This window comes from Chryseobacterium sp. 6424, from assembly GCF_003692615.1.
In the GTDB taxonomy this organism is placed as follows: domain Bacteria; phylum Bacteroidota; class Bacteroidia; order Flavobacteriales; family Weeksellaceae; genus Kaistella.
Genome location: NZ_CP023540.1, coordinates 55,916 through 73,415, shown reverse-complemented (window position 1 = coordinate 73,415; position 17,500 = coordinate 55,916). Strand labels below are relative to the sequence as shown.

Here is a 17,500-nt window from a genome sequence, read left to right as displayed (position 1 = left end):
TCCCTATTTTTGCTGCAAAATTAATTACGATGGCCAAACAGGAAGATGTTTTCAAGAAACTGATCTCGCACGCGAAAGAATATGGTTTTATTTTCCCTTCGAGTGAGATATATGACGGACTTTCAGCAATTTACGATTACGGACAGAACGGCGCCGAACTGAAAAACAACATCAAGCAATATTGGTGGAAAGCCATGGTGCAGATGAATGAAAACATCGTGGGCATCGACTCTGCCATCTTCATGCATCCCACAATCTGGAAAGCTTCCGGCCACGTTGACGCGTTTAATGACCCTTTGATCGACAATAAAGACTCGAAAAAACGTTTTCGCGCTGATGTTTTGCTTGAAGATTACTGCGCGAAATTGGAGGAAAAAGCCCAGAAAGAAATAGATAAAGCCGCGAAAAGATTCGGTGATGCTTTTGATAAGAATGAGTTTGAAACCACCAACGGCCGCGTTCTGGAATACCGCCAAAAACAGAAAACCATCCTTTCACGAATGGCAAAATCGCTCGAAAACAACGATTTGGCCGATGTGAAAGCTTTGATCGAAGAACTCGAAATCGCCGATCCTGACACTGGTTCTAAAAACTGGACCGAGGTGCGACAATTCAACCTGATGTTTGGGACGAAACTTGGCGCCGCCTCGGAAAGTGCGACCGACCTGTATCTGAGGCCCGAAACCGCACAAGGGATTTTCGTGAACTTCCTGAATGTGCAGAAAACTTCGCGTCATAAGCTGCCTTTCGGAATTGCGCAAATCGGGAAAGCCTTTAGAAATGAGATTGTTGCGAGACAGTTCATCTTTAGGATGCGCGAATTCGAGCAGATGGAAATGCAGTTTTTCGTTCCGCCGGGAACCGAACTCGGTTTCTATGAAGAGTGGAAGCAGAAACGTCTGAACTGGCATTTGGCTTTAGGCTTGGGCGAAGAAAACTACAAATTCCACGATCACGAAAAACTGGCACATTACGCAAATGCCGCGGCTGATATTGAATTTAAATTCCCGTTTGGATTTAAAGAACTGGAAGGCATTCACTCGAGAACCGATTTCGACCTGAGCGCGCACGAGAAATTCTCCGGACGCAAGCTGCAGTATTTCGACGCTGAAAGAAACGAAAACTATGTTCCGTACGTAGTGGAGACATCGGTTGGCCTGGACCGCCTTTTCCTCGCCATCTTCTCAAATTCACTGAAAGATGAGGTTCTGGAAGACGGCTCGGAAAGAACAGTCCTTTCGCTTCCGCCTGCGTTGGCGCCGGTAAAAGCAGCGATTTTACCTTTGATGAAAAAAGACGGATTAGGCGAATATGGCGAGAAAATCTTCAACGAACTGAAATTTGATTTCAACGTAATTTATGAAGACAAAGACAGCATCGGGAAACGTTACCGTCGTCAGGATGCGATCGGTACGCCGTTCTGTATCACGATCGATCACGATACATTGACGGACAACACGGTTACTTTGAGAGACCGCGACACGATGCAGCAGGAAAGAGTTCCGGTAGCCGATTTGCGCAGAATCATCGACGAGAAAACGAATTTCAGAAATCTGCTTTCTAAGATTTAAGTTGAAAAGTACATCATTATAAAGTTCCGGAGGTTTTCCGGAACTTTTTTTTGTAATGATGCCATACAGACTAAAGCTGAAGGCCGGATAAAATTCCGTAAATTTGAGGCATTCTAAATAAGTTCAAATGTTCGACATTCAACATATACGAAACCAGTTCCCGATATTAGATCAAAGCGTTAACGGAAAGCCACTGGTTTACCTTGATAATGCCGCCACTTCGCAGAAACCATTAGCTGTTTTAAATGCGTGGCAAAAATATTACACAGAAATTAACGCCAACGTGCATCGCGGTATTCATACGTTAAGTCAGTTAGCGACCGAAGAAATGGAACTTTCGAGACGCAAGATCCAGAAATTCATCAACGCTGAGCACGACTTTGAGGTCATTTTCACCAGGGGAACTACGGAAGGCATCAATCTGCTCGCCTATTCGCTGACGGCCTGGCTGAAAAAAGACGATGAAATCATTATCTCTTACCTCGAGCACCACTCGAATATCGTGCCGTGGCAGATGCTTTGCGAACGTACCGGCGCAAAACTGAAGGTAATCCCGATCGACAGCGATGGTATCTTGCAAATTGATTTTGTTGAAAAAAACCTCAGCGAAAAAACACGTCTGATTTCGGTGAACCATGTATCGAACGCACTTGGCGTAGTGAATCCGGTAGAAGAAATCATTGCACTCGCACGGAAAAATTCGGATGCGCTTATCGTTATTGATGGTGCGCAGGCGGCCCCGCACTTTAAGATTGATGTCCAGCAACTCGACTGTGATTTTTATGTGTTTTCCGGGCATAAAATGTACGCGCCGATGGGAACGGGCATCCTTTATGGCAAAGAAAAAATCCTGCGGGAACTTCCGCCGTTTCATGGTGGCGGCGAGATGATTGCGACCTGTTCTTTTGATAAAACCACTTACGCAGATCTTCCGTTCAAGTTCGAAGCCGGCACACCGAATGTAGGCGGAAACATCGCGCTTGGTGCAGCGGCAGATTTCATTGAAAGCATCGGTCACCAGCATTTGCAGAATCATGAAAATGCTTTGCTGGAATACGCGCAGCAGAAACTTCTGGAGCTGGACGGTCTTAGAATTTATGGTGAAAAAGCGACCAGAACTGGCGTCGTTTCATTTAATCTGGAAGGAATCGGGATCGCGTCAGATGTCGGTATGATTCTCAACAAAATCGGAATCGCTGTAAGAACCGGACACCACTGCACGCAGCCGATCATGGCATTCTTCGAAATTGCCGGCACCGTGCGCGCGAGTTTTGCGGTGTATAATACGTTTGAGGAAATCGATATTCTTGTTGAAGGTGTGAGGAAAGCGCAGCGGATGTTAAGCTAATTACTGCTCTTCCAGAATCTGCTTCGCGGCTTCTTTGGTCTTTACTTTTTCGATTACACGCGTGCAGACGCCATTTTCGTCGAAAATAAAAGTCGTGCGAACGATGCCCATGAATTCGCGACCCATGAATTTTTTGAGTTGCCAAACACCGAAATTTTCGATGACCTCTTTGGTTTCATCGGCGAGCAATGGATATTGGAACCCGAATTTTTCATGAAATTTCTTCTGTGCTTTTACCGGATCGGCAGAAACACCAAGTAACTGGTAACCTTCTTTTTTAAGTGTGGAAAAATGATTATTTAAATCGCAGGATTGTGCGGTACAGCCGGGCGTATTTGCTTTTGGATAAAAGAAAACGATGAGTTTTTTACCTATAAAATTTTTAGAATTAATTGTCTCGCCGTCCTGATTTACACCTTCAAATTCGGGGAGTTTGTCGCCAACCTTTAGCATAATGTTTAATTTTGACCAAATTTAAAATTTAAATGACAAAAAAGCAAAGAGCCCAAATCGTGATGACTGAACTTGAGAAACTCTATCCGGAAGTCCCGGTTCCGCTTGATCATACAGATGCGTTCACATTGCTGGTGGCGGTGGCGCTTTCCGCGCAAACCACCGATAAAAAAGTGAATGAGATCACACCAAAACTTTTTGAAGTGGCGGGCGACCCTTTTAAAATGGCGGCTTTGGAAGAGGATGAAATTAAATTTTTAATCAAAGAAATCGGACTCAGCAATACGAAGGCGAAAAATTTAAAGAAAATGGCGGAGATGCTTATCGAAAAGCACCAGGGCATTGTACCGCAAACTTTTGAAGAACTGGAAGCGCTGCCCGGTGTAGGCCATAAAACGGCGTCGGTGGTGATGAGCCAGGCGTTTGGCGTGCCCGCATTTCCGGTAGATACGCATATCCACAGGCTGATGAAACAGTGGAAACTTACGGAAGGGAAAAACGTGGTGGAAACCGAGCGCGACGCAAAAAAGATTTTTCCGGAAGTTGCCTGGAACCGCCTTCATCTTCAGATCATCTTCTATGGCCGCGAATATTCGCCTGCGCGCGGCAACCGGGAAAAAGATTTCATTACGAAAATGCTGTTCCCGAATCAAAGTGTATAGCCAAACTATTTAAGTAAACTGGCCACTTTATCTACCAAATCATCAATTTCAAATGGTTTGGTCAGAAAATCATCCACGCCAATCTGCTCGCTTATAGCGACGGCATCGGGATGAGCCGACATCATCATTATCTTGATATCCTGGGTTTCCGGGGAGTTTCTTACCTGTTTTGTCAACGTTCGGCCATCAAAGCCCGACATCAGCATATCGGTAATAATTAGATCTGGTTTCTCTTGACTAATGATTTTGCTTACCTCCAGCGGATTGCGGCATGACTTCACCGGATAACCTTCTGATAGCAGAATGTTCTCAATAAGTTGGCAGATATCTTTGTTGTCATCAACTACCAGTATATACATATTCGCTGTTATTTATATTTTCTGCGATACAGGAAGCGAGAAAAAGAATTTGCTTCCGCTGTTTTTTTCACTCTCTACCCAAATTTTACCGCCATGTCTTTTCAGGATATCCTTCACGATGTATAAACCGATGCCAAAGCCGGGGAATGTTTTCTCATCATCGCCGGATACACGGTAAAACCGATGGAATATTTTGCCCAACTCTTCCTTATCCATCCCGATACCGAAATCTTCTACGGAAACAATGGCCTGCCCATCTTCTACGTAAAGGGCAACATGCACTTTATTGGCTTGTGGCGAATACTTTATCGCGTTGGTAAGCAGATTGTTAAGCACCTGCGTAAGACGGTCTTTATCGGCAGTCACTTCGATGTCACCGGCATGTCTCAGGCTGAAAATGATGTCGTGGCTCTGCTCGGACGCTTTAATATCTTCAATGGTTTCTGTAACCAGCTTTACGATGGAGATTTCCGAGGTATTCAGTGGCAGGTTTCCGGATTCCATCCGCGAAATATCCAACAGGTCGCCAATAAGCGCGTTTAATTTATTTACCTGATTTTCGATAGTGCCTAAAGAGTTTACCAGAAACTGATCTTCAGAATTGCCACGCATCTTTTTAAGCAACTGCACATAACCTTTTATGGTGGTTACTGGTGTTTTCAGTTCATGGTTAGCCATTTTGATGAAATCGTTTTTCTGTCTTTCCTGGCGCTTCATTTCATCAATATCGGTGCTGGTGCCTACCCATTTTGTCACGACGCCGTTTTCATCCACTTCTGGATAGGCGCGGCTCATGAACCAACGGTAGTCACCGGCGGCATTGCGGAAACGGTGTTCACAAAAAAACGGTTTCAGTTCGGTAATGCTTTTTTCCCAGAGGCGTTGACTTTCATCTTTATCCTCGGGGTGTATGATTTCAGCCCAGGCATCGGTTTTAGTAATGTTTTCATAAGGGCGCCCTGTAAAGATTAAGGTAGATTTGTTTACATAAGTCATTTGCCCATCTGCTTCACGAATCCACACTATTTGTGGCATTACATCAGCTAAAAAGCGGTATTTCCTTTCACTTTCGCTTATTTTTTCCTCATAATCCTTAAGGTCGGTAATATCGCGGATGGTGCCGGAAATATAAGCATGGCTGCCTTTTTGAGAAGAAAGTAACCGACCGTAAAGCTCGATCCATTTTATGCTGCCATTGCGAAGGATTACTTTGGTCTGATAGTGCAGATCGCCGGTTTCGCGGGCTTTCTGAAGTGCCTGCGTGCGGATATGAACAAAGTCTGGGTGAATATGCCGCTCTAGAACATGCGTATCCACAGTTTCTGTCTTGGGATCATAGCCTAAAATCTCTAGGAACCGTGGGGAAAAGTTTGATTTTTCGAAGGTTTCAGGATTCATCTCAAACAGCCCAAGTTTCGTAGCTTCAATAGCTGTATTTAGTTCGTGGTGACTTTGTAACTGCCGGATCTCACTTTGTTTACGTTCGGTAACATCCTGCATGATCCCGAGCATTCGGTCCGGCAGTCCTTCTTCGTCGTAAAAAATCTTTCCGTTGGTGAAAATCCATTTTTGGTTGCCGAAACGGTCGGTTATTTGTGCTTCGCAACGGTAGATACCGGTTTTTATGGCGGCTTCAAAGGCTTTGTCTACCACATTAATGCGGTCTTCTTCCATAAGATGTGAGCGCAGTTGTGTATGGGTAACCACTTCCTGCTCATTATACCCAAAAATCTTTGCCAGTGAGGGTGAATATACGAGTGCATGCGTCTTCAGGTTCAGGTCCCAAGTCCCGGTGCAGGAGCTTTCTGTGGCCAACCGCAAGCGCTCTGCTTCCTCTTTCACCTTGTTCTTAATTTTTACCAGGTGTGTGATATCAATTATAACGATGGAATAATACTGAAAATTCCCAACCTCATCATAAATTGACTGATATACGAGATTGAAATACACAGCGCCGGCATCGCCACTTCTTTTGATCTTCAGGCGGTGTTCCGCAGAAGATGTCTCGCGCGGGTTATCCTCGGAGAAAATCGTGCTAAGCTGCTCTACAGCTTCCGGGAATACATCGAAAATTGATTTACCCACTACTTCTTCCTGACGTTTGCCGACAATCTCCAGCCAGGTTTCATTGGTATGCTCAATCACATAAGCGGCATTCATTAAAGAGTAACCAAACGGTGCTTTGTGGAGAATGCTGCCGTAAAGATGCTGATTCAAGAGAAATGATGAGGAAGGAAAACTGGCTTCCATGGGTGACATAGTTTTTTACTGGATAAAGTTAACAAATACATTCTTACATCTATAAATTATTTACAAGAATTAATGGTAATTAATACCCATAACCCGCAATTTTTATAAAATACGTGTAAAATTTAAACTTAAAAGGGTTTAATCATTAAACATTATTGTCTTTTTGCCCAAAGTTCCATCTTACGGCTCAGGACATCAAGTGGCAAACATCCTTGGTTTAAAAGTTCATCATGGAATTTTGCCAAACTGAAACGGCTGCCAAGTTGTTGCTGATATTGATCCCTTAATTCGCGGATTTTCAGCGAACCGATCTTATAACTGAGTGCCTGGCCGGGCATGGCCATATACCGTTCCACCTCGGCAGTGGCGGCGGCTTCATCATAGGAAATATTATTTAGGAAATAGGCAATTGCCTCCTCACGCGTCATGGTACCGGTATGTAGGCCAGTATCGATCACCAGGCGTACCGCACGCAACATTTCGTCGCTTAATGAGCCCATTTTCTGGTACGGATCGGTATAAAGGCCAAATTCAGCACCTAATGATTCGCAATACAGCGCCCAACCTTCACCAAACGCCCCAAACCAACCGAATCTCATAAAACCTGGCAGATCGGTATTCTCTTGCTGAAGAGAAATCTGGTAATGATGCCCCGGAATAGCTTCATGTAGGAAAAGCGATTCCATACCTGAAGTCACATTAAATTTCATTGGGTCCGGGATGGGGATATAGAATATGCCTGGCCTTTTACCATCGGGCGTACCTACCACATATTCCGCGCTGGCACTGGCTTCGCGGAACTTTTCGGTCTGTCTTATTTCAAAAGGGGTTTTGGGTGTTACCGTAAACATGGTTTTCAGCTTCGGACTGATTTTTTGTAAAACTGAATTAAAAGCCTGTAGAATCTCTTCACTGCGCTTATAGGGGAATGCTTTTGGATCGTTTTTCATATGCGCGATGAATTCTTCCAGCGTTCCGGCAAAATTGACTTGCTGTCTTACTTTGTCCATTTCAGCACGTATCCTGGCGACCTCGTTCTGGCCGATTTTGTTAATTTCTTCGGGGGTTTTCCCTGTAGTCGTCCAGCTTTTGGTATAATAAGCGTAGATTTCCTTACCATTTGGCAATGCATTGATGCCATCGGTATCGCGGGCTTTAGGCAAATATTCGCGTTCGAGGAAATCACCCATCTTTTTATACGCAGGGATGATCCTCTGTAAAACCAGTTCTTTAAACAAAGCGGTATATTTCTCTTTCTGCGCGGGGGTGAATTTCGGCGGGAACTTTCTTACCGGGCCGTAAAAGATGTTCTTTTCGAAATCTTCAGAAATAAGTTCTTCCGCCTCCATTTGCGGAATCATTTTCACCACCAGTTTCTTAGGGAGCACATAGCGCTGTTTTATGCCCTGGCGGAAATTCTCCGCAGCCGTATCCATCCAGAGCGGAAACTTCTCTGCCCGGCTCAGCCAGTCGTTATAGTCTTTTTCGGTACGGAAAGGTTGGCTGCCCTGGCCGCTGCCGAGCAAAGGAAACTCCAGCGGCAAGCCAGAAAACTGGGTGAACGGGATGTATTCGGGATGATAGGCGTAGCGTTCAATTTTATCTGCCAGCGTATAATCCAGCACATCGTAGATGGTTTTTTTCTCGTCGCTGAGGCTTTCATAATCCACTTTCTTTAGATCATTCTGCACCGAGTTATAGAAAGAAATTTCACCGGAAATAAAATCTTTATCAATATTTATAGGCAACTGGTCATTGTAGCGCAAATCCCCTTGGGAAGTGGCCTCCATTGGGTAAAGCTTTAGATACTGTTCATAATAATTGGCAGCCACAGTATCTATATCCGACGGAGTTTCCTTGGTGAGCGGATAATCTGTCTTTTTACAGCCTATAAACACTACTGAAACTGCAATGATGAAGCAAGACGTGGAAAGAAACTTTTTCATGCGTAAATTTAAAGAGGCTAAATTATATCATTTTCTGTGAAGATGGCGGGATTTTCGGTGTGGAAATCTTTTAAAAGTAATAATTTTGCGCAATCAATCAATTTTTTATCTTTGTTGAAGAAGTTTTTATCAACAATATTTAACACACTATTTTTTAAAAAGAAATGAAAGGGATTTTAAAAATCTACCATCCTGAAGAAACCCTTAAATACCACCTCGGCAGCACTTACTGTAAAGCCGTTTATAGCAATAAGCAGCACTTTCTGGAAGTGGATGTCATCACTGATGATTCAGTGGATCATGTTGAAGATGACTCCCTGCAGTATAATTTCCCACAGTTGCGGCTTACCATATCTGATTTTCTGATCGATGGTGATGAAATTGCAGGAAAATCCTTCCAGATAAACGATTCTGATGACGAAATATACACCGAAGTAGATCTTTATGATGACGAAGAGGCCTATCTTTTCAATAATGAACTCAGCTACGATCTTACCGCGGAAGGCGACCTACAGCTTTGCTGGAAAGGCGAGATCAGCGATTTTTACACCGGCGCTGATGAGCCGATCCCTTTCAAACTGAAATGCCATTTCAAACCAGATATCATCCAGGTAGAGGATGAAGATTAGCCCACCTCCTTATATTCTTTAATGTTGGGGTGATGTTACAATATATCGGTACCTTCGCCGTTCCATTTAATATTTTAAAAACCAAACAATGTTTTTACAGATCACAACTTTGCCTGGCAACACGGCTGAAGAACACGTTTTCTCTCTTTGGGAAATACTCTTCAGCGGCGGTATTTTGGGAAATGCCATCATGGTTTCTATCTTTTTACTGGGGATTTTAGCCGTTTACATCTTTTTTGAACGGTATTTCTTCATCAAAAGAGCCTCAAAAGAAACCCCTAATTTTCTGGAAAACATTAAAGATTTCGTGCAAGACGGTAAAATACAGACCGCCATGGACTATTGCCGCACCATCGACTCACCAGAAGCACGTATGATAGAAAAAGGGCTCGCGAGGATAGGCCGCCCAATCTCTGACATTTCAAACGCCATGCAGAACCAGGGCCAGCTGGAGGTTTCCAAACTTGAGAAGAACCTCAACATCCTGGCTTCCGCTTCGGGTGCCGCACCCATGTTGGGATTCTTAGGGACGGTTGTAGGGATGATCATGGCTTTCTTTGAGATTTCCAATGTTACCGGCGCCGTAAGTCCGAAACTGCTCGCTTCGGGTATTTACACCGCCATGGCTACTACCGCGGTCGGGTTATTCGTAGGCATACCAGCGTATTTTTTCTATAATATCCTGGTAACTAACGTAGACCGTTTGGTGTTAAAAGTGCAAACCCATGTAAACGATTTTCTGGACGCCCTAAATAAACCGCTTTAATGGAACTGAAACGCAGAAACCGTGTAAACGCCGAATTCAGCATGGCCTCAATGACAGATATTATATTTCTGTTATTGATCTTTTTTATGATTACAAGTTCTGCCATCAGCCAAAGTGCGATTGATGTAAAACTGCCAAAGACTGATGCTACCAACCCCAGCGTTCAGGACCCTTCTACTGTTACCATTAAAGAAGACGGCAAGTATTACCTTAATGATGAGGAAATTGCTAAAGAAGAACTCGAAAATGTATTGGTAAACGCTTTGAAAGATGAAGAAAACCCTTCATTTACCATTCGTGCTGACGAAAATACCAAGCATAAAGATGTCGTATTTGTAATGGGTATCGCAGAAACCCATAAATTCAATCTGGCCATCGCAACCATCCAAAATGATTAATGAGTTTTGCTGCCGAACATAAAAAAAGCGAATACCGCGACCGCAGGAACAGTGCCGTCATCACAGCACTGCTCTCGGCCCTGGTCTTTCTAACCATATTTTTCTATCAGTTCACCACTGTTACTTATAAACCTGAAGAGATTACCACAATGCTGATCAACTTCGGGGACCAACAGGAAGGAGCTACGGAAGAAGAACCCGCCGACCAGGAAGGCAGCATTTCCGCCGCACCGGAAACCGCAGTGCCCGAGCCTGTACAGCAAACAGTCACCGAACCCGAACCAAAAGTACAGACACCACAACCTGTTGTAAAAGAAAAAATGATTACTGGCAAAAGTGCCAACACCACTACACCTACACCAGAAACCCAAAAAAACACCAAACCTAAGGCTACGACACCCAAAACCGCCGTTGCCAAACCTACCACTTCTACAGGTGACGGCCGTGGCAATGCAGCCATAGGCAATTTAATAAAAGGGCGCGGAACTAAAAACACTACACAAGGTACGACGGGCACCACCGGAAACCAGGGTGACCCTCTTGGCGGAGATGGCAATGGCGACAGTAAAATAGGGGTAGACCGAAACCTGATTGGTTTTATTCCCGGTACCATGGGGCGCGGTGGCGCACAACCTTCCCATAACTGTTCGGCAAGTGGTACCATACACATTTCTTACACGGTAGATAAAGCAGGCAATGTAATTTCTGCCAGACGGTCGGGCGGGATTTCAGATCACTGCGTGACTTCCACTTCCGTAAGTTGGGTAAAACAATATGTGAAAGCGGAACGTGCGGCTACTTCTTCCACCGGAACTTATCGGATTACTTTTTAAAAAAACCATCTTTTCTTACCCGAAAATTACGCTATTGGCGAAGTTTTTTTGATTTTTGCAACATGACAGATCAGGATTATCAGAATGCTGTGGAGTGGCTGTACGTACAGGCTCCCAACTACCAAACCGATGGCCAAAAAGCCTATAAACCCGGCCTGGATAATATCAGAAGGCTATGCGAATTCTTTGGGAATCCGCAGGATCAGATTAAGACCATCCATATTGGCGGTACGAACGGAAAAGGCTCTACCAGCAACATGCTGGCCTCAATCCTTCAGGAGGCAGGCTATAAAGTTGGGCTGTATAATTCGCCACACCTAGTAGATTTTACTGAAAGGATAAAAATAAACGGGCTGAATGCGGACAGAAACTTCGTATACGACTTCATCAACCGACTGAAGGTGTTGCCAGCGGACATCCGCCCTTCTTTCTTTGAATTTACTACAGTCATGGCTTTTGAATACTTCAGCCAGCAAAAAGTAGATTATGCCATCATTGAAGTAGGCCTGGGCGGCCGGCTGGATGCTACCAATATCATTTCCCCCATGCTTACCGCTATTACCAATGTGGCACTGGACCACCAGAACATCCTCGGCGACACCATTGAAGAAATAGCGACAGAAAAAGCAGGGATTATCAAGGCCCAAATCCCCATCATCTCTGGAGATGATAAGGAGACTGTAAAAAGAATAATAAAAGATCAGGCTGAACAGACAGGCGCCGAATTTGTAGATGCGACGACTGTGGATGCGGCCTATACATCAGATTTAAAGGGGAATTATCAGCAGAAGAATATAAAGGTTGTTATAGCACTTGTCGAAAAACTGCGAAACAAAGGTTTAGTTATATCCGAGAAACATATAGAAAACGGCTTGCTGAACGTACAACGGAACACCCATTTCTTCGGCCGCTGGTTTGAGTTTTCGCAACAGCCGCTCACGATCTGTGATACCGCCCATAACCAGGCCGGCTTGGAAGAAGTTTTCAACCAGTTGAATGAGATCCCGAAACACAAACATATGATACTAGGTTTTGTTCAGGATAAAAAGATAGACGAAGTCCTACAGATTTTACCGGGCAATGCCACCTACTATTTCACTAAACCGTACCTCAACCGTGGGCTGCACCCAAAATTTTATGAGGAGCAATTAAAAAAATCAAAAATTAATTATAAAATCTTTGATGAACTTCAGGCAGCATACCTCTCTGCAAAACAACATGTTAAAACAGACGAGATGATTTTCATAGGCGGAAGCAACTTTATTGTAGGCGAATTTCTTGAAAAAAATTTGCAGAAATAAAAAAACGTTGTATATTTGCAACACCAAAATGAGAAACGAAATTTGGTAAAAGGGTTCTTAGCTCAGTTGGTTCAGAGCATCTGGTTTACACCCAGAGGGTCGGGGGTTCGAATCCCTCAGGACCCACACAAACTCCTCAGTACGCTGAGGAGTTTTTTTGTGCTTTGTGCTTAGCTTTTCATCTCTATTGGTAAACCGCCATTTATCATCAAGAAATAATACTTTAGCAGAATGAAAAAATATACACCTCATCTATTTTTCATCAGCCTCGTCTTGACAGCAGCCAGTTATCTTTTAATCTCAAAGGGCAAGCCCGAAATCTATCCTTTTTACAGCTGGAAATTATTTTCAAAACCATTCGGCGCCACTAAACAGGATGTTGTTTTCAAGATATATGGTGTACAGAATAAAGACACACTCGCCATCACAATGAAGTCGGCATCTGAAGTGTATGATGCGGACATCAAATTCGCAATCATCAACCGCTACGGAAACAATATTGCCAATAACACTGAAAAGCAGGAAAACCTTAAGAAATTAAGGCTGTTTGCTGACATCACCGCGCCGGGATTCGATTATTATATTTTGGTTAAAGAAACATTCAATGCGCAGGAAATTGGCAAAAGAAACTTCAGCACCACAAAAACAATTATTACCGCTTTCTAATGGATTACAAAAAACTAACGGTATATAATTATCAGATTTCTTATTATGCGGTAAGAGTATTTACCCTATACTGGCTGTTCGAACAGTGGCTATACTTCCTAGATTATCATCAAAGGGCACCTGTATTTTATAACCCGCAAGTATGGATCCAACAAATAGTTTTTCCGGGCTTTCCTTCTGTATATTATTATGGCGCTTATTGTGTTCTTTTGGCGGCGGTTTTACTTTGGGGGTTATTTCAGCAAAAATATTTGATCTCGCTTTTTACCTTTGCATTAGTTTTCTTGGTGAACCTGCCCATTGCGGGATATAGCGGCATGGGACATCACAGTCATGTGCTGATCCTGTTTTATTTCTTTTCAATGTTTTTACTGCCAAGGAAACTCCTCGCAAAAGACTATAAATACGTTCAGTATGTGTATTCGGGCATTTTAATCACTTATAGTTTAGCAGGCGTGTGGAAACTGCTGTCGATAGCCAAAGACATCCTGCTTCAATCACCAGACCTATCTTGGTACGAAAGAAATGCCGCACTTGTAAACTCTGCTTATAATTACTATATTATTGGGCAGCCTATCCCAAACTGGATGGCCGACTTGTATGAATTTGAAAACCTTTGGATGGTCCTTACAGTTTTTGGGATAATACTTCAGGCATTATGCGTCCTAGGCGCGTTCAGCAGAAGATATCTTACCTTCACCATAATCTTTTTAGTTTCCTTCCATCTATACACCAAATTCTTCGTTCTAGCCGACTGGAAGAGTGTAATCTACGGATTAATCTTTATCTTTTTCCCTTATCACATATTGTATCCACAGTTCAAAAAATACTTTAACATCAGCTTTTAAGCCTTACAGTTCTTCTTCAAACCTTAGGTAATGCCAGGAACCGATTTTTTGATTGCTGATGCTTTTTCACTGGTTTTGTTTTAGTATTTTTGTAAAACTTTTCTCCATGTACAAAAGCCTTATCCGCCCAATCCTGTTCAAATTCGATCCTGAAAAAGTACATCATTTTACTTTTACTTTATTAAAGAATTTCCCTTTTTTCACGAAATTTCTACTTCCAAAACCTATTTCGGATCCGGGATTGGAACGTGAAGTCTTCGGCCTGAGATTTAAGAATCCGGTGGGTTTGGCGGCAGGTTTCGATAAAGACGCCAAGATGTTCAGCGAACTTTCAGATTTGGGTTTTGGTTTTATTGAAATCGGTACCATCACGCCAAAACCACAACCCGGAAATCCAAAAAAACGACTTTTCCGGCTAAAAAAAGATCACGCCATCATCAACCGGATGGGCTTTAATAATGAGGGGGTTGACATCGCCGTAGAACGATTGAAGAAGAATAAAAACGTGCTGATCGGTGGCAATATTGGTAAAAACAAGATTACGGAGAACGAGCGTGCGGTTGACGATTACAAGGTATGTTTCGAGAAACTGTATGATTATGTAGATTATTTTGTAGTTAATGTAAGTTCGCCAAATACGCCAAACCTGCGGGCCTTGCAGGAAAAAGAACCTTTAACTAAACTCTTGGGCACGCTACAGCAAATTAACCGACAAAAAGACCAACCGAAACCTATCCTGCTTAAAATCGCCCCAGATTTAACCGAGGAGCAGCTTCTGGATATTATTGATATCGTAAAGAATACAGGCATCGCTGGCGTGATTGCCACCAATACTACCCTCTCGCGCGAAAACCTGTTGTCCGAAGACAAGAATGAAAGTGGCGGCCTTTCTGGTAAACCGTTAGGCAATCGTTCCACGGAAGTCATCCGCTTTCTTTCCGAAAAAAGCCACAAGGCTTTCCCCATTATTGGCGTGGGCGGCATTCATTCAGCGGATGACGCGTTGGAAAAGCTTGCGGCTGGTGCAAGCCTCGTACAACTATATACCGGTTTTATTTATGAAGGGCCCAAACTAATCCGGGATATTAACGAACGGATTTTGAATGAAACTAAAAAATTAGTTAACTGAATAAATGAACCGCCGAATAAATCAGCAAACCTACCAAGCCACCGACTAATGTGCCATTTACACGGATAAACTGTAGATCTTTACCGACTTCCAATTCTAGTTTTTCACTAAGTTCACGCCCTTCCCACGTAGCTACCGTGGTACTGATGAGGTTGCCAGCCTGATGGGTATTGCGTAAGATATATTTGTAAGCCGTATGACGCACCCAGCCATCAATTTTCTGTTTCAGCGTAAGATCCGTGCGCAGATTTTGGGATAAATCAACCAAATTTTTAGTCAGATATTTCTTTAAAGCCGAATCCTCTGCATCAAGTTCGTGTAGAACCGCATTCTTAACGGATTGCCAGATGTCATTTGCGTAACTGTTCAGCTTTTCGCCTGTCAGAAAATCATTCTTGATGGTTTGCAACTGTTCTTCCCATTTCTTATCTTCCCTGATTTCGGTGGAAAAAGCATAGAGTTTCTGTGTGATTTCGTGTCGTAAGCTATGTTCCGCATCAGCTTCCACTTCTTCAAAAAAACCCGCCAGGCCTTCTGTAATTTTTTCGGCAATGGTATTATCAACAAATTTCGGAACTAAGAAATAGCTTTCCCTTTTTACCCGCTCTTTTATCATTTCACTGTTTTGGGCTACGTATTCCTTAATCTGTTTTGCCAGTCCGGTGATCATTTTCTGGTGATCGTTCTTGTGTAGAATATACTCCATACCGCTTCCCATCATGACATTAATCTTAAGGTTAGCCGTCATTTCCCGGGCTTTAGCGGCAATGAAATTTACTACTTCTTCATCGTTAAGCTTATTTAGGATGTCTTTTACCACGGCCGAAAGTTCTTGTACTGCCATTTGCTGATGCTGTTTCTTAGATAGCCATTCACCAGCAAAGTCTGATACTTTAAGTTTTTCCATATAAGGCCTGATGTTTATTGGTGACAGGAAATTTGAAACTACAAATTCGCCTAGATTATCACCAATCCTTTCCTTACTTTTCTCAATAAGGTTGGTATGCGGGATTTTCAGGCCCAAAGGATGATGAAACAGCGCTGTTACGGCAAACCAGTCTGCCAGCGCGCCTACCATGGCCGCTTCCGAAAAAGCACGTACATACCCAATCCAAACGGCTGAATTTTGTTTCTGTAGCATTGTCATCGCCACGAAAATCACCGCCATCAATACAAACAGGCCGGTGGCAAAAAATTTATATTTACGGAGTTGTAATTCTTTTTCTGCGGTATTCATTATTGATTAATTTAGTACATTTGGATATCAAAATTCATTTATGTTATACGATTTCCTGTGAAAATGAGTTTTATAACCATGAAATTTATAGCAATGCTGCTGGCACTATCTTCTTTGCAAATGTGTTCGCAGGTAAAACAACCCACAAATTCACAAAAAATGGAAAATTCTACGGCAAAAAACAATCCATATTACTCGCGTACCGACCGCACCAAGCTGAATGTACCTAATACCGAATGGAAAAAAATACTTTCACCGGAAGTGTATGCCATTGCCCGCGAGGCCGATACCGAACGTCCTTTTACAGGTAAATATAACGAGTTTGATGAACTTGGGGAATATTACTGCACAGTATGTGGTAACCATCTGTTCCGCTCCGACTCGAAATTTTCTTCTACATGTGGCTGGCCCAGTTTTTTCGAAGCTGATAAAGAAGGTGTCGCCTACCACCGCGATTCTTCGCATGGGATGGAAAGAATTGAGGTAGTGTGTAAAAGATGCGATTCGCACCTTGGCCATGTTTTTAATGACGGACCGCCACCTACAGGCATGCGGTATTGCATGAACTCCGTCAGCCTTGATTTCGTAGGCGACTCTGAAAAATAAATAAAAATTGCGGAACCTTTGAGTTCCGCAATTTTTTTAGGTTAAAGGTGCGCCGACCTGCAAATCGCAACGGTGGTGAGGCTCGCCATGTGGCGGATTAAGCGCCGGCTTTGATCCGCTTGCCGGTGATGATGACACGGCCGGTGCCTGTAAAGATGGCGAAATTGGGTTCGTATTAAAACCACCCTGTGGCGCTGGCTGCACCGCTTGTGGCGCAACATTCTGTACCGGTGCCGGACTGTCTAATGGGGCGCCAACCTCAATATCACAACGGTGATATGGTTCGCCATGCGGCGGGTTAAGCGCTGGCCTGGCCCCCGCATTATTTGCCACAGGTGCCGATTCCTGCTTGGTGCCAACTGCTGAACTATCTGCCTGTGCAGGAGGATTGTCAGCGTTTTCCGTAGTGGTAGCTGTTTGACCATCCTGGCTTGTCTTTGTTTCGCAGGACAGAAGCAGCGCCGCGGAAGCAAACATCATTAATGTTAATTTTTTCAT

The 17,500-nt window shown here is 43.5% G+C and carries 18 protein-coding genes and 1 tRNA gene; 13 read left to right on the top strand and 6 right to left on the bottom strand.

Annotated features, from left to right (window positions below):
- Positions 1-29: 29 nt before the first annotated feature.
- Positions 30-1,571 (top strand): glycine--tRNA ligase, encoded by a 1,542-nt coding sequence (locus CO230_RS00365; protein WP_122026795.1) that lies wholly within the window; start codon positions 30-32, stop codon positions 1,569-1,571.
- Between the two features lie 127 nt (positions 1,572-1,698).
- Complete coding sequence (locus CO230_RS00360) at positions 1,699-2,919, top strand: aminotransferase class V-fold PLP-dependent enzyme (protein ID WP_122026794.1); 1,221 nt, start codon at positions 1,699-1,701, stop codon at positions 2,917-2,919.
- On the opposite strand, the gene bcp is transcribed toward CO230_RS00360, so the two are convergent.
- Entirely contained in the window at positions 2,920-3,372 is a 453-nt protein-coding gene (bcp, locus tag CO230_RS00355; protein WP_122026793.1) for a thioredoxin-dependent thiol peroxidase, read from the bottom strand.
- A gap of 32 nt (positions 3,373-3,404) precedes the next feature.
- On the opposite strand from bcp, the gene nth reads away from it, so the two are divergent.
- Positions 3,405-4,034 (top strand): endonuclease III, encoded by a 630-nt coding sequence (gene nth / locus CO230_RS00350; RefSeq protein ID WP_122026792.1) that lies wholly within the window; start codon positions 3,405-3,407, stop codon positions 4,032-4,034.
- A 5-nt stretch (positions 4,035-4,039) separates the two neighbouring features.
- Here the strand turns inward: nth and CO230_RS00345 are convergent, their stop codons facing one another.
- The 3 genes from CO230_RS00345 to CO230_RS00335 form a co-directional block, all read right to left on the bottom strand.
- Positions 4,040-4,393: a PleD family two-component system response regulator gene (locus CO230_RS00345; protein WP_122026791.1), complete on the bottom strand. Its 354-nt coding sequence runs from the start codon at positions 4,391-4,393 to the stop codon at positions 4,040-4,042.
- Between the two features lie 12 nt (positions 4,394-4,405).
- A complete protein-coding gene (locus CO230_RS00340) occupies positions 4,406-6,643 on the bottom strand; it encodes a PAS domain-containing sensor histidine kinase (RefSeq protein WP_162989944.1) in 2,238 nt (745 codons plus the stop codon).
- A 152-nt stretch (positions 6,644-6,795) separates the two neighbouring features.
- A complete protein-coding gene (locus CO230_RS00335) occupies positions 6,796-8,589 on the bottom strand; it encodes a DUF885 domain-containing protein (RefSeq protein ID WP_122026789.1) in 1,794 nt (597 codons plus the stop codon).
- 164 nt (positions 8,590-8,753) lie between these two features.
- Here CO230_RS00335 and CO230_RS00330 point away from each other — a divergent pair, with 164 nt between their 5' ends.
- The 9 genes from CO230_RS00330 (at position 8,754) to CO230_RS00290 (ending at position 15,159) form a co-directional block, all read left to right on the top strand.
- On the top strand, positions 8,754-9,218 hold the full coding sequence (locus CO230_RS00330) for a hypothetical protein (protein ID WP_122026788.1): 465 nt from the start codon (positions 8,754-8,756) through the stop codon (positions 9,216-9,218).
- A gap of 88 nt (positions 9,219-9,306) precedes the next feature.
- Positions 9,307-9,984 carry a MotA/TolQ/ExbB proton channel family protein gene (locus CO230_RS00325; RefSeq protein ID WP_122026787.1) on the top strand — a complete coding sequence of 226 codons (678 nt, stop codon included), beginning with the start codon at positions 9,307-9,309 and terminating at the stop codon, positions 9,982-9,984.
- On the top strand, positions 9,984-10,382 hold the full coding sequence (locus tag CO230_RS00320; RefSeq protein ID WP_122026786.1) for an ExbD/TolR family protein: 399 nt from the start codon (positions 9,984-9,986) through the stop codon (positions 10,380-10,382). Before CO230_RS00325 ends, CO230_RS00320 begins: the two co-directional genes overlap by 1 nt.
- A complete protein-coding gene (locus tag CO230_RS00315; RefSeq protein ID WP_122026785.1) occupies positions 10,382-11,215 on the top strand; it encodes a ferric siderophore ABC transporter substrate-binding protein in 834 nt (277 codons plus the stop codon). The genes CO230_RS00320 and CO230_RS00315 overlap by 1 nt, the downstream gene beginning before the upstream one ends.
- A 62-nt stretch (positions 11,216-11,277) precedes the next feature.
- Positions 11,278-12,516 (top strand): bifunctional folylpolyglutamate synthase/dihydrofolate synthase, encoded by a 1,239-nt coding sequence (locus CO230_RS00310; RefSeq protein WP_122026784.1) that lies wholly within the window; start codon positions 11,278-11,280, stop codon positions 12,514-12,516.
- Between the two features lie 51 nt (positions 12,517-12,567).
- Positions 12,568-12,642, top strand: a tRNA-Val gene (locus CO230_RS00305).
- Between the two features lie 105 nt (positions 12,643-12,747).
- Entirely contained in the window at positions 12,748-13,182 is a 435-nt protein-coding gene (locus CO230_RS00300) for a hypothetical protein (RefSeq protein WP_122026783.1), read from the top strand.
- The gene (locus CO230_RS00295) at positions 13,182-14,030 is read left to right on the top strand and encodes a hypothetical protein (RefSeq protein ID WP_122026782.1); all 849 of its coding nucleotides are present in this window, start codon (positions 13,182-13,184) and stop codon (positions 14,028-14,030) included. The genes CO230_RS00300 and CO230_RS00295 overlap by 1 nt, the downstream gene beginning before the upstream one ends.
- Before the next feature lie 106 nt (positions 14,031-14,136).
- The gene (locus CO230_RS00290) at positions 14,137-15,159 is read left to right on the top strand and encodes a quinone-dependent dihydroorotate dehydrogenase (RefSeq protein WP_122026781.1); all 1,023 of its coding nucleotides are present in this window, start codon (positions 14,137-14,139) and stop codon (positions 15,157-15,159) included.
- On the opposite strand, the gene CO230_RS00285 is transcribed toward CO230_RS00290, so the two are convergent.
- On the bottom strand, positions 15,152-16,396 hold the full coding sequence (locus tag CO230_RS00285; protein WP_122026780.1) for a DUF445 domain-containing protein: 1,245 nt from the start codon (positions 16,394-16,396) through the stop codon (positions 15,152-15,154). The genes CO230_RS00290 and CO230_RS00285 overlap by 8 nt on opposite strands.
- A gap of 120 nt (positions 16,397-16,516) precedes the next feature.
- Between CO230_RS00285 and msrB the strand changes: the two genes are divergently transcribed.
- The gene (gene msrB, locus CO230_RS00280) at positions 16,517-17,002 is read left to right on the top strand and encodes a peptide-methionine (R)-S-oxide reductase MsrB (RefSeq protein WP_410492881.1); all 486 of its coding nucleotides are present in this window, start codon (positions 16,517-16,519) and stop codon (positions 17,000-17,002) included.
- A 36-nt stretch (positions 17,003-17,038) separates the two neighbouring features.
- Here msrB and CO230_RS00275 read toward each other — a convergent pair whose 3' ends face one another.
- Positions 17,039-17,500, bottom strand: coding sequence for a hypothetical protein (locus tag CO230_RS00275; protein ID WP_162989943.1), 462 nt, complete (start codon positions 17,498-17,500; stop codon positions 17,039-17,041).